Below are 13,754 nucleotides of genomic sequence, written 5' to 3' on the forward strand. Positions count from 1 at the left end.
TTAAATTAGTTGGTTAGAGTAGCCACTATTAGATATTTAATATTAGTTAACATATTTATTTTTAGGTGACACTATTAACGCAATCTTCGCATCATTTTGGTCTAAACGAGCAATTATTTTCGGTGGGTTAGGCACGCCTATTCTGGTCCTTGCAATTTTAGGTATGGTTATTCTACCTATGCCTGTATTGCTATTAGATATCTTATTTACCTTTAATATTGCCTTGGCGTTAATTGTACTTTTAGTTTCTATCTATACTAAACGTCCTCTGGATTTTGCCGCTTTTCCGACCGTGTTATTAATTGCGACTTTATTACGTTTGGCGTTAAATGTTGCTTCAACACGTGTGGTGTTATTAGAAGGGCATGAAGGCGGTAGTGCTGCTGGTAACGTTATTGAAGCTTTCGGTTCAGTGGTGATTGGCGGTAACCTTGCCGTAGGATTAATCGTATTTATTATATTGATGATCATTAACTTCGTGGTTGTTACCAAGGGGGCCGGGCGAATCTCTGAAGTGAGCGCTCGATTTACATTGGATGCGATGCCGGGTAAACAGATGGCCATTGATGCGGATCTAAATGCCGGATTGATTAATCAAGATCAAGCGCGTTTACGACGTGAAGAAGTGACCATGGAAGCAGATTTTTACGGTTCAATGGATGGTGCGAGTAAATTTGTTAAAGGTGATGCCATTGCAGGGATCATGATCTTATTTATCAATATTATTGGCGGTTTTATTATTGGGATGGTGCAGTATGATCTGCCCCTTTCTGAGGCGGCAGAGATATACACACTATTAACCATTGGTGATGGTTTAGTGGCACAAATTCCTTCTTTATTGTTATCGATAGCTGCTGCGATCACAGTAACGCGTGAAAATACTGAAGCGGATATGGGCAACCGTATGCTTGGGCAAATGTTTGATGACCCCAAAGCATTAATGATCACCGCAGGCATTCTGTTAGTGATGGGGGTTGTCCCTGGTATGCCGCACCTAGCTTTCTTAACATTAGGTGCTGTGGCGGCTGGTGGTGCATATTGGCAATTGAAACGTTTGAAAACCAAACAGGAAACTGCATTAGCTTTACAGCAAAGTGGTGCCGCTGCAGATGCAGGTGCTGCTGAAGTCAAAGAGCTAGGTTGGGATGATGTACGCAGTGTTGATACGATCGGTTTAGAGGTTGGTTATCGCTTGATCCCATTGGTGGATAAATCTCAAGGCGGGCAATTATTAGATCGCATTAAAGGCGTGCGTAAAAAGTTATCTCAACAGATGGGCTTTTTAATTCCACCTGTGCATATTCGCGATAACCTCGATTTATCACCTAATCATTACAGTATTTCTTTGATGGGGGTTGGTTGTGGACATGCAGATATTTACCATGATAAAGATATGGCAATTAATCCGGGGCAAGTGTTTGGCCCTATTGATGGTATTGCCGGTATAGATCCTGCCTTTGGATTAGAAGCAGTTTGGATAGATGATTCACAAAGAGAGCAAGCACAAGCATTAGGCTATACTGTAGTAGATACTGCGACGGTAGTAGCAACACATTTAAGTCAAATACTCAGTAATCATGCTGCACAGCTGTTAGGTCATGAAGAAGCGCAAAATCTACTGGATATGTTAGCTAAAAAACATCCTAAACTAGTCGAAGGGTTAGTGCCTGAAGTGCTGTCATTAAGTACGGTAGTAAAAGTGTTACAAGGGTTACTAAATGAAAATGTAGCGATTCGAGATATTCGCTCTATCGTACAGACTTTAGTGGATTATGGACCGAGAAGCCAAGATGCCGAAGTTTTGACAGCAGCCTGTCGAATTTCATTAAAACGCATGATAGTACAGGAAATTATTGGCAGCGAGCCGGAAATCCCTGTTATTACGCTATCTTCAGAGTTGGAACAAATACTGCATAAGTCTATACAAGCTGGTGGAGCTGATGGTGCTGGTATTGAGCCAGGGTTAGCAGAACGCATTCAAAACTCGTTGATCGAAGTGGCTCAGCAACAAGAATTAGTAGGGCAACCGGCGGTGTTATTAACATCCGGTGTATTACGTGGCACATTAGCTCGATTTGTTAAAAATACAATTCCGAGCCTACATATATTGTCTTATCAGGAAATCCCAGATGATAAGCAAATTAAAATAATTAGCTCAGTTGGGCAATAATGGTTGTAATCAATGAAAATTAAACGATTTTTTGCAAAAGACATGCGTACCGCAATGGTTGAAGTTAAGGAAGTATTAGGTCCTGATGCGGTGATTATGTCTAATAAAAAAGTAGTCGGTGGTATTGAAATAGTCGCTGCGGTTGATTACCAATCTCAGGCTGCAGAGCCAAAATCAGAAAAAACAGATAGCTTTTCGCAGCTTAAGGAAGATAGCGTGCAGTTATCTTCAAAAGGAGCTGAAAAGAGTGCTCCTAAAATTAAATTACCCAACAGTATTCGTAGTAATCGTAAAGAAAGTGGTGAGGATTTTGCTAAATCACTTAACTCGTTTTTTGGTAAGGTCAATGCTCAGCAGAATAAAAAGCCTGCACCTAAAAAGCGTAGTGAATTACCGAGTTTCTCTTTTAATGAAGAAATGGAGAAACAAACTAAAAAAGCTGAACCTTCACAACCTCCAACATTAGCTGAACAGCAGAATTGGCATCGTCAAGAATCGCGTCACGCACCGGTAAAACAAACCGCTTCTGCAAATCGCGTTCAAGATAATAAAGGCATGGCAAAAATAAGTGAAGAAGTCGCGTCATTACGTAAGTTATTAGAGCATCAAGTATCTGGTTTAATGTGGCAAGAGATGGAGCGAAAAGAGCCCGTTCGAGCAATGATCATTAAATGGTTAAATAGTGCTGGATTTTCTGACGAAATTGCCGATAACTTAGCAAGTTACGTACCTGAAGATGCTTCTTCTAGTGAAGTGCAACAATATATACAGGCATTATTACAAGATAAAATTTTTATCGGACAAAATGAAATACTGTTAAAAGGTGGTGCGATTGCTCTATTAGGTCCTACTGGGGTGGGTAAAACAACGACAATCGCCAAGTTGGCTGCACAATTTGCCATTAAATATGGGCCAGAACAAGTGGCTTTAATTACTACTGACACATATCGTATTGGCGCACATGAACAGTTAGCGACCTACGGTAAAATCATGGGGTGCGCAGTCAGAGTTGCCAAAGATGCCGATGAATTATCACAAATTTTATATCAGTTTAGAGAAAAGCGTTTAGTGTTGATTGATACTGCTGGCATGGGCCAACGAGATGTTCGTCTTTCAGAACAGCTAGAAACGTTAATGAGTAGCAGTGGCGTGAATATTAAGAGCTACTTAGTGGTTCCATCAACTGCGCAGCGTCGTGTAGTTGAAGAAGCATTACAGCACTTTAAACGCATTCCGTTATCTGGATGTATCTTAACTAAAATTGATGAAAGTCTAGGTTTAGGTGAAGTATTAAGTGTCACAATGAAGCATGCTTTACCGATTAGTTATATCACAACTGGGCAGCGAGTGCCTGAAGATATTGAAATAGCAAAAGTGGAAAGTTTAATCAGTGATACGTTAACAATGATGGAAAACCAGCAACAAGAAGAGTCACATCAATGGTATAGCAATACAGACGATTAATTTCGGTGTTATAGTACATAATATGTTGGTTTAATTAATTTAAATAATGAGTAAGTAAGATGATGGCAGATCAAGCAAGCGGGTTAAGACGAATGGCAAATCACCAAGTGAAAGTTATTGCAGTAACTGGCGGTAAAGGCGGCGTAGGTAAAACTAATGTAACGCTTAATATGGCTGTATCGCTTGCAAAAATGGGTAAGCGAGTAATGATACTTGATGCCGATTTAGGACTAGCAAATGTCGATGTTTTATTGGGTATCCGAGTAATTAAAAATCTTTCTCATGTGTTATCTGGTGAATGTACGTTAGACGAAGTGATTGTTCATGGTCCAGAAGGGGTGATGATCATCCCAGCAACTTCTGGTACGCAATCTATGGTTGAATTAACAGATGTTGAACATGCGGGATTGATTCAAGCATTCAGTTCATTACAAACGCCTATTGATATCTTATTAATTGATACCGCTGCTGGTATTTCAAATATGGTGGTTAGTTTTGCTCAAGCTGCGCAAGATGTGTTGATGGTAGTGTGTGATGAGCCTACTTCTATCACCGATGCCTATGCATTGATTAAGATACTAAGTAAGCAAAATGGTGTGTATCGTTTCAAGATCGTCGCGAATATGGTACGCAGTCTCCGTGAAGGACAAGACCTTTTTACTAAGCTTACCCGAGTAACAGATCGTTTTTTGGATGCTTCTTTAGAGCTGGTTGCTTGTATTCCTTTTGATGGCAATGTGCGTCAAGCTGTTAGAAAGCAAAAAACTGTGGTTGATGCCTTCCCTAAAACCCCTGCATCTTTGGCATTTAAAGCATTAGCAAACCGTGCCACTGATTGGCCGATCCCACATCAACCGGGTGGACATTTAGAGTTTTTCATTGAAAAATTATTATTAAACGATAACGATGAAAGTATTAAAGAACTTTTATAGATAGCTGTTATAGATAATAACTAAAGCGGGAATGTTTATAAGTGATTAAAGCGCAGGGATATCAATCTGATACATCTGATTTGATTGGTCGTCATTCAGAGTTAGTACAAAAAATTGCATACCATTTAATGGCTCGATTGCCTGCTAATGTATTAGTCGATGATCTTGTGCAGTCTGGCATGATCGGTTTATTAGAAGCCGCGCGTAATTTTGATGCAACTAAAGGCGCAAGCTTTGAGACATTTGCCGGTATTCGTATTCGCGGTGCGATGCTTGATGAGATGCGTAAAGGAGATTGGGTTCCTCGTTCCGTTCACAAGAACAGTCGTACCATTGCAGCAGCAATTGATGCGGTAGAAAAGCAAACGGGTGAAAGTGCAACTGAAGTAGAAGTGGCCAATTATTTGCAAGTAACACTGGGTGAATACCAAAAAATGTTACAAGACGTAAATTGTGCCAAATTAGTAGCTTATGAGGATTTGCCCAATCCTAATGATATGTTCGCACAAACTAGTGCAACAGCAGATAGCACTTTTGATAATGTTGCTGAAAACCAATTTACAAAGCAATTAGCTGAGATGATAGAGACTCTTCCACAAAGAGAGGCATTAGTATTATCTCTGTATTACGACGAAGAATTAAATTTAAAAGAAATAGGGTTAATTTTAGAGGTGAGTGAGTCTCGCGTCAGTCAAATTCTTAGCCAAGCTTTGCATAAACTGAAATCTAAAGTTAACTCTGCTAAAATGTAACTATTAAGGGGTAATTATCTGTAGTGGCTCACATTATCGTGTTGAGCTAAAGATAATTTAAAAAATTAATGTATTTTTTTGCAATTTTTATCTATATATAACATATATATAGATATAGGTAGATTTTTGTTCTAGGGGAATATTTTGAATAAAGAAATGAAGGTTTTAATTGTTGATGATTTTTCGACAATGAGAAGGATAATTAAAAACTTATTAAGGGACTTAGGTTTTACCAATACATTTGAAGCAGATGATGGTCACACGGCGTTGCCGATGTTAAAAAACGGTGACTTCGAGTTTGTTGTAACTGATTGGAATATGCCAATTATGGAAGGGATCCAACTGTTAAAAGAGATCCGTAAAGACCCTAATTTAAAACATCTTCCAGTATTAATGGTAACTGCAGAAGCAAAGCGAGAGCAAATCATTGAAGCTGCACAAGCTGGTGTTAACGGTTACATAATTAAGCCGTTTACTGCAGGTACATTGAAAGAAAAATTAGACAAAATCTTTGAGCGTTTAGCTTAATTTAAGGAGTTAAGTATGGCAAATAATGTAATGCCACACCTATCACTTTCAGAAGCTAAAGCCTTAGTTGCACATTTAGAAGCAGACCAAATAGAAGATGCTAATAAAATTGTAGAAAGTGTTAAACATTTTAATACCACTGAAAGCGTCTTGTTTGGGCAAGTGGGCGAGTTAACCCGTGAGTTACATGAAGCATTACTAAGTTTTCATAATGATACGCGTTTATTAGATTTAGCTGGTCATGATTTACCTGATGCAAAAAATCGTTTGAATTACGTTATTGAAATGACTGACAAAGCAGCCAATACCACTATGGATGCAATTGATCATTGTTTACCTGTGACTGATAAGTTGATTAATGACTTGGATGAGGTTATGCCAAGTTGGAGCAATCTAATGACTCGTGATTTAGCTTTAGGTGAGTTTAAATTAATGTGTCATTCAGTGGATGATTTTTTAAATTATTCGAAACAGAGTGCAAATCAGTTACGCGATAAATTAACTGAAATTTTAATGGCACAAGAGTTCCAAGATTTAACTGGTCAAATTATTAACCGCGTGATCGAACTAGTACAAGAAATTGAATCGAAATTAGTGGTTATTCTAAAAGTATGCAGTAAACAAAGTGAGTTAGATTCTTCTGTTGAAAAACAAAGTTCAGTTAAAGAAACGAAGAATACTATTAAAACGGAAGGGCCAATTATTGATGCCGAATCCCGTACTGACGTTGTCAACGGACAAGACGACGTAGATGACCTGCTTTCAAGCTTAGGATTTTAAAGGAACTAGGAAATGACATTTGAAGTAGATGATGAGATCCTGCAGGATTTTTTAGTTGAAGCAGGAGAGATTCTAGAGTTACTCTCAGAACAACTTGTTGAATTAGAAAATAATCCAAATGATGTTGAATTATTAAATGCAATCTTCCGCGGCTTTCATACCGTTAAAGGAGGAGCAGGCTTTCTATCATTAACTGAGCTGGTTGAAACATGCCATGGTGCTGAAAATGTATTTGATGGATTACGTCAAGGAGCCCGTTCAGTTGATTCTGAGTTAATGGATACCATTTTAGCTGCATTAGACATTATCAATGAACAGTTCTCTGCGGTACAAAATGGTGAAGCTGCAGAAAAAGCCTCTTCAGATATTTTAGAGTCATTACACCGATTAAGTAAGCCTGAAGCAGAAACTGCTGAGTCTATTGTCGATGAAGTTCCTGAACCTGTTGCAGAAACGGTGCAAGCTACTGGAAGTAGTATTGACGACATTAACGAAGCTGAATTCGAAAGTCTATTAGATGAATTACACACTAAACCTGACGCTGATTCCCCTGCACAGGCAGTAAGTGATGAAATTACAGAAGATGAGTTCGAAAGCTTATTAGATGATTTACATGGAGCAGGCAAACATTCCCCTACTCCTGTGGTTTCAACACCAGAAAATCAAGCCACTAGTGATGAGATTACAGAAGATGAATTTGAATCACTGCTAGATGAGCTTCATGGTAGCGGTAAGCATGGAGATAAACCTGCAAAGGCTGATAAAGCTCCAGAAAACGTTGCCAGTGATGAAATTAGTGAGGATGAGTTTGAGAATTTACTAGACGAACTTCATGGTAAAGGAACTCATAGTGGTGCTCCTAAGGTTGAAAAACCAGCACCTGTTTCTGATGAAATTACAGAAGATGAATTTGAGTCTCTCTTAGATGAATTACATGGTGTAGGTAAAATGAATACGGCTGCTCCTGTTATACAGGAAACAGTCAAACAAACACCTAAAACTACTCCTTCAGTTACTCAGTCTGAACCTGTTAAAGCGGCACCCACTCCAGCAGCAGTTAAACCTCAACCTGCAGCTGAGAAAAAGCCAGCTGCAAAAGTACCTGTTAAACCTCAAGCAGAACAAACCGTCCGTGTTGATACAAGTACCCTTGATGAAATCATGAATATGGTTGGAGAACTGGTACTGGTTCGTAATAGATTAGTGAGTCTAGAATCTACCTCCGAAAATGAAGAAATATCTCGGGCAGTAGCTAACTTGGCGATCGTTACCAGTGATCTACAAGGCTCTGTGATGAAAACCCGAATGCAACCTATTAAAAAGGTATTTGGTAAGTTTCCTCGTGTGGTCAGGGATTTAGCTCGTCAACTTGGAAAAAATATTCGCTTAGATTTAGTGGGTGAAGAGACCGATTTAGATAAAAATCTAGTGGAAGCATTAGCCGATCCATTGGTGCATTTAGTGCGAAACTCTGTGGACCACGGTATTGAAATGCCTGAAATTAGAATGCAATCAGGTAAAGAAACACAAGGTAGAGTCTTACTATCAGCTGCACAGGAAGGTGATCATATCTTGCTAGTTATCCAAGATGATGGCGCTGGTATGGATGCAGAGAAGTTAAAACAAATTGCTATCGGTAAAGGCATCTTAGATCAAGATGCGGCTGAGCGTATGACTGATAAAGATGCTTATTCACTTATCTTTGCGCCAGGTTTCTCTACTAAAGTAGAAATATCGGATATTTCTGGCCGCGGTGTTGGCATGGATGTGGTTAAAACCAGTATTACTAAGTTAAACGGTACCATCTCTATCGACTCCGAAATTGGTAAAGGCACACGTTTAGAGATTAAAGTCCCGCTAACCTTAGCGATTTTGCCGACCTTAATGGTGTTAGTCGCGAATCAAACATTTGCATTACCTTTAACTAACGTAAATGAAATTTTCCATTTTGATTTAGCAAAAACTAATGTGGTCAATGGACAATTAACCGTAGTAATTCGTGATCATGCCGTACCATTATTTTATCTACGAGATTGGCTCGCGCCACAAGCACCTCGTAATGAGAAAGCGGATGGCTTAGGACATGTTGTTATCGTTCAACTTGGTATCCAACAAGTAGCATTTGTAGTGGATGGATTATTAGGACAAGAAGAAGTCGTTATTAAAGCCTTAGATAAATTGCTATCAGGTACACCTGGGATGGCTGGTGCAACCATTACTAGTGATGGTGGTATTGCTTTGATTTTAGATCTACCTAGCTTATTAAAGCATTACGCATAAAGGAACTGTAAATGGCAATCAAAGTGTTAGTAGTCGATGATTCTAATTTTTTTCGTCGTCGAGTAAGTGAGATTATCAATGCATCTCCTCACTTAGAAGTTATCGCGACGGCTAATAACGGTAAAGAATCTATTGAGATGGTACTCAAACACAAACCTGATGTGATTACCATGGATGTTGAAATGCCGATAATGGATGGCATTACAGCGGTACAAAAAATAATGGATGTCGCTCCGACACCTATTTTAATGTTTTCATCATTAACTCACCAAGGTGCGAGTGCTACGTTAGATGCTTTAGAAGCAGGTGCTTGTGACTTTTTACCTAAAAAGTTTGAAGATATTGCTCGCGATAAAGAAGAAGCGACAACGTTACTACAGCAGCGTATTCAACAAATTGCTAAACGTCGTGTTATGCGAGTTGCTGATAAAAAATCAGGGATTACAGCGAAGGCATCTCCAACGCTAACTAGTAACACAAGTACGGTTGTAAAACCTACTTTGAACCGTTTATCAACGATCAACGATCGCAGTGAACTAACTGCTAAGCCATCACCTATTAAACGCCATAAAGCATCTGGTAAGAATTATAATGTGTTAGCGATTGGTACTTCAACGGGAGGCCCCGTTGCATTACAAAAAATACTAACAGCTTTACCGGCACACTTTAAATTACCTATTGTCTTAGTTCAACATATGCCGGGTACGTTTACCAAAGCCTTTGCTGATAGACTCAATAGTAATTGTAAAATATCAGTTAAAGAAGCGGCTACGGGGGATATTTTAAAGCCTGGCTGTGCTTATTTAGCACCAGGTGGCAAACAGATGTTAATTGGTCCGAATGGCCAAATTAAAATACACCCAGGTAATGAAGCATTAAACTATAAACCAAGTGTTGATATTACCTTTGCTTCATTATCTAAATCTTACGGCAGCAAAGTATTAGCTGTTATCTTGACTGGTATGGGAGCGGATGGTCGAGATGGCGCTCGTTTATTGAAAGATAAAGGTGCTGAAATCTGGGCGCAAGATGAAGCAAGTTGTGTTGTTTATGGTATGCCTCAAGCGGTTGCTAAGGCAGGCATTGCAACAGAGTCAATACCATTAGATCAAGTTGCTCAACGGATATTAGTGGAATTAAAGCATGAGTAAAATAGGGCTACTTGGTTTTATTGTTATTGCTGTAAGCATTGTTTTTGCACAGCTTTATCATGATGCCCCTTTGAGTAGCCTCTTTGATTTTGCTGCATTTTTGATTGTTTTTGGCGGCACACTAGGTGCCATTTTAATTCAATCTTCAGTCAAGCAATTAAGTCATGCCTTTAAACAATTGTTAAGTTTATTTGCAAAACCATCGGTACTGTTGGATACGCAGATAACATTAATAAAACGTTGGTCAGTCATCTCGCGACAAGAAGGGTTGTTAAGTTTAGAAAAGCAAAACAATGAAGGCTTAGATCATTTTTCAGAAATGGCCCTAGCAATGCTCATTGATGGCTGTGATCCGGTTGATTTACAACAGATCTTAGAGCAAGAAATTGAATTAGAAATGGACCAACATGAGCGCAGTGCTCAAGTCTTCGATGCAATGGGAGGCTACAGCCCGACCATAGGAATTATCGGAGCCGTATTAGGCCTTATCCAAGCAATGGCGTTTCTTGACCAACCTGAGCTGTTAGGTCAAGGCATTGCTGTTGCATTTGTCGCAACTATATATGGTGTGGCTTTTGCAAACTTTTTGTTCTTACCGATTGCCAACAAAATACGTTTGAATTACCAGCATAAGGCGTTATTTAACGAAATGACCATGGTAGGTGTGATTGCCATTGCACATGGTGAAAATAGCTTGTTACTAGAGCGTCGATTACATGGGTATTTAGCTAGAGCGGTTTACTAATGCCTATTTATCATAGACGTAACGCACATAAAGCGCATAGTAATCATGTCCATCGTTGGACGGTTTCCTATGCAGATTATATGACTTTGATGTTTGCGCTATTTGTTGTTTTGTATGCAGTCTCTTCGAATAATGAAGAAAAGTATCAAGAGGTAATTGAAATTATTCAGCAAGCGAGCAAATTTGTCGAGGCACCACATAGTGGGTCGAATGCGAATGGTATTTTAACTAAACGCAGTAATGATATAAAAGAGAATACTGGGCCAGCTTTACTCAGTGACGGAGAAGATTTTGCATTAGGGCATGTAAGTGAGCTTGAAAGTGAACAACTATCTAGCCCTGCACAAACTTATACCGGGAAGTCATTACAAGCGTTACAGTTATCCTTAGAATCAGCATTAAAAACAGAATTAGAAAGTGGGGCATTTAGTGTCGACTTAAATGGTGATTGGTTAACCATTGAAATGAGTGGCCCCTTGTTATTTGCTAATGCTAGCCATACTTTATTAAATGGTGCAAAACGTAATATTAAACAGATAGCTAACGTTTTATCACCGGTTAACAATATGCTTAGGCTTCGTGGATATACAGACCCAGATAATATTTCTAATGAAATATATGCATCGAACTGGGAATTGTCAGCCATGCGAGCAATCAGTGTATTAAAAGCATTGAGTGAGCAAGGTGTGGGTCAACACCGCATGGTGATTGAAGCCTATGGGAAATTTCAGCCTGTTATCAATGAGAATGGTGTTGAGGATAAACTTAAAAGTCGACGAGTTGTGATTGCCATTTCTAAATATGCTGTATTTGAAAAGGAAGTGGTTGAAAATAAAAGTAAAAATAATGAAGTAGTAGAGCCAGAGGTTCCACGTGTAGTAACACCAGATAGCGATGAAATTCGTGAAATATACCGTCCAGATGGGCGACTCATCATTACAACAAGGCAGGAGTGAAGGTGAAAATTTGGACGATTTCAAACCAAAAAGGTGGGGTAGGTAAAACCACGACTGTGATTTCACTGGCAGGATTATTGGTAGACCGAGGTTACCGTGTATTGTTAATTGATACGGACCCACATGCATCATTAACCAGTTATTTACAATATGACTCAGACCAGTTACCGGTTAGTTTATATGATTTGTTTCAAGACCCAGCAACAACTCGGTCTGGATTATTACAACTTATCTTACCAACGGAAATTGATAACCTCTCTTTGATTCCTGCTTCTATGTCATTAGCTACCTTGGATAGAGTATTAGGAAACCAAGAAGGGATGGGGTTGTTCTTAAAGAAACAACTAAAATTAGTAGAAGATGATTACGACTTTGTATTGATAGATTGTCCTCCTGTATTAGGGGTAATGATGGTGAATGCATTAGCTGCTTGCGAACGTATTTTGATCCCAGTACAAACTGAGTTTTTAGCCTCAAAGGGCTTACAAAGAATGGTACAAACCTTGGGAATAATGCAATATTCTAAGGGCAATGACTTTAATTATTGCATTATTCCTACTATGTTTGATAAACGAACCAGAGCGTCAATTAATACGTTAAATGATTTACAAAAAACTTATCAGGGCAAAGTATGGAAAGGTGTCATTCCAATCGATACTAAATTCAGAGATGCGAGTTTAGCGCATCTACCAATCTCGCAGTATACAAAGAACTGTCGAGGGGCATTTGCCTATGAAACTTTGTTAAATTATTTGTTACAAACCGAGCATAATTAGATGAAGAATAACAACAACGAAGCAATGAAAAACTATTTTGATTCAATGCTTCGAGATGACCAAGCTACAGAGCAACCAGAGAACAAGCAAACAGAGTTTGCAGATCCTATTCCTGTGGATGTATCAACATTACCAAAGAACTTGGTTTTTTCTGAGTCTATTGTAGGCGTTGAAAAAGCCAGTGATGAAGAGGAACCAGCACCTGCTGAGCAGTGGAAAAATCTTCAGGTTGAAGATAATTTTCAAGTTTTGTTCTTCGAATTAAATCAGGTGACTTTTGCTATTCCGTTAACTGATTTAGGCGGGATTTATCAGTTAAGTGATTCACTTAACTTTTTAATGGGTAAGCCAGCTTGGTTTCGTGGCGTGATGAGCCATAATGAAAGGCTATACAACATCGTTGATACGGCATCTTGGTTACAATTAGACAAAAATGCTGAGGATCTTCAATATAGCCATTTTATTTTATTAGGTAGTACCGCTTGGGGTTTATCTTGTGAAAAGTTAATTGGCACTGAAACGCTAAATAAAGACCAAATTAGATGGCGTGAGGAAAAAGGCTCACGACCATGGCTCGCTGGGATGGTTAAGCAAAAAATGTGTGCTTTAATCCATGCTGAAGAGCTAGTGAAATTATTAGATCAGGGAATGGACATTCGCAGCTAAATTTTTAAGCTGAATTTAATTAACCAATAATTTTAAGTAGAGATAAAATGAATAGAGAATCTAGTTTGTCAGATAAAACGTCTAACGATGAAATTTTACAACGTGTAACGTTTCTTTTAGATAACGAAACCTACGGTATTAACGTAATGCAAGTGCAAGAAATCTTACGTTATACTGAAATTGCTGCCGTACCTGGCGCACCACAGTATGTATTAGGTATCATTAATCTTCGTGGTAATGTGGTAACTGTTATCGATACACGTACTCGTTTTGGATTAATGCCTGCTGATATTACTGATAGTACTCGTATTGTAATTATTGAAGCAGAAAAGCAAGTTATCGGTATTTTAGTAGATAGTGTTGCTGAAGTGGTGTACTTGAAGAAATCAGAGATCGAAGCTGCGCCGCATGTGGGGACTGAAGAAAGCTCACAATTCATCCAAGGTGTATGTAATCGTGATAGTGGTTTATTAATTTTAGTTGATCTTAATAAATTACTTACTGATGACGAATGGGATGAGCTACATTTACTGTAAGTGATTATTACCTAAATT

At 38.8% G+C, this 13,754-nt stretch carries 13 protein-coding genes; all 13 read left to right on the forward strand.

The window, feature by feature from the left end; translation table 11 throughout:
• Positions 1 to 73 precede the first annotated feature (73 nt).
• The 13 genes from flhA to OW492_RS05665 all read left to right on the forward strand — a co-directional run bounded on the left by flhA (position 74) and on the right by OW492_RS05665 (position 13,736).
• Positions 74 to 2,170 carry a flagellar biosynthesis protein FlhA gene (flhA, locus tag OW492_RS05605; protein ID WP_290039114.1) on the forward strand — a complete coding sequence of 699 codons (2,097 nt, stop codon included), beginning with the start codon at positions 74 to 76 and terminating at the stop codon, positions 2,168 to 2,170.
• Between the two features lie 12 nt (positions 2,171 to 2,182).
• A complete protein-coding gene (gene flhF, locus OW492_RS05610; protein ID WP_290038955.1) occupies positions 2,183 to 3,634 on the forward strand; it encodes a flagellar biosynthesis protein FlhF in 1,452 nt (483 codons plus the stop codon).
• 59 nt (positions 3,635 to 3,693) lie between these two features.
• Entirely contained in the window at positions 3,694 to 4,566 is an 873-nt protein-coding gene (locus OW492_RS05615; protein ID WP_290038956.1) for a MinD/ParA family protein, read from the forward strand.
• A gap of 41 nt (positions 4,567 to 4,607) precedes the next feature.
• Positions 4,608 to 5,318 (forward strand): RNA polymerase sigma factor FliA, encoded by a 711-nt coding sequence (locus tag OW492_RS05620; protein WP_290038957.1) that lies wholly within the window; start codon positions 4,608 to 4,610, stop codon positions 5,316 to 5,318.
• A gap of 144 nt (positions 5,319 to 5,462) precedes the next feature.
• The gene (gene cheY, locus OW492_RS05625; protein WP_290038958.1) at positions 5,463 to 5,846 is read left to right on the forward strand and encodes a chemotaxis response regulator CheY; all 384 of its coding nucleotides are present in this window, start codon (positions 5,463 to 5,465) and stop codon (positions 5,844 to 5,846) included.
• A gap of 15 nt (positions 5,847 to 5,861) precedes the next feature.
• Complete coding sequence (locus OW492_RS05630; protein ID WP_290038959.1) at positions 5,862 to 6,626, forward strand: protein phosphatase CheZ; 765 nt, start codon at positions 5,862 to 5,864, stop codon at positions 6,624 to 6,626.
• A gap of 12 nt (positions 6,627 to 6,638) precedes the next feature.
• Complete coding sequence (locus OW492_RS05635) at positions 6,639 to 8,906, forward strand: chemotaxis protein CheA (RefSeq protein WP_290038960.1); 2,268 nt, start codon at positions 6,639 to 6,641, stop codon at positions 8,904 to 8,906.
• A gap of 11 nt (positions 8,907 to 8,917) precedes the next feature.
• A complete protein-coding gene (locus OW492_RS05640; RefSeq protein ID WP_290038961.1) occupies positions 8,918 to 10,057 on the forward strand; it encodes a chemotaxis response regulator protein-glutamate methylesterase in 1,140 nt (379 codons plus the stop codon).
• Positions 10,050 to 10,802, forward strand: a complete 753-nt coding sequence (locus tag OW492_RS05645) for a flagellar motor protein (RefSeq protein ID WP_290038962.1) — start codon at positions 10,050 to 10,052, stop codon at positions 10,800 to 10,802. The genes OW492_RS05640 and OW492_RS05645 overlap by 8 nt, the downstream gene beginning before the upstream one ends.
• Positions 10,802 to 11,758, forward strand: a complete 957-nt coding sequence (locus tag OW492_RS05650) for a flagellar motor protein MotB (RefSeq protein WP_290038963.1) — start codon at positions 10,802 to 10,804, stop codon at positions 11,756 to 11,758. Before OW492_RS05645 ends, OW492_RS05650 begins: the two co-directional genes overlap by 1 nt.
• A 2-nt stretch (positions 11,759 to 11,760) precedes the next feature.
• A complete protein-coding gene (locus OW492_RS05655; protein ID WP_290038964.1) occupies positions 11,761 to 12,534 on the forward strand; it encodes a ParA family protein in 774 nt (257 codons plus the stop codon).
• On the forward strand, positions 12,535 to 13,200 hold the full coding sequence (locus OW492_RS05660; RefSeq protein WP_290038965.1) for a chemotaxis protein CheW: 666 nt from the start codon (positions 12,535 to 12,537) through the stop codon (positions 13,198 to 13,200). It begins immediately after the preceding gene.
• 47 nt (positions 13,201 to 13,247) lie between these two features.
• Positions 13,248 to 13,736: a chemotaxis protein CheW gene (locus OW492_RS05665; protein WP_290038966.1), complete on the forward strand. Its 489-nt coding sequence runs from the start codon at positions 13,248 to 13,250 to the stop codon at positions 13,734 to 13,736.
• The last annotated feature ends 18 nt before the right edge of the window (positions 13,737 to 13,754 follow it).

It is taken from the genome of Psychromonas sp. 14N.309.X.WAT.B.A12 (assembly GCF_030397575.1).
GTDB lineage: Bacteria > Pseudomonadota > Gammaproteobacteria > Enterobacterales > Psychromonadaceae > Psychromonas.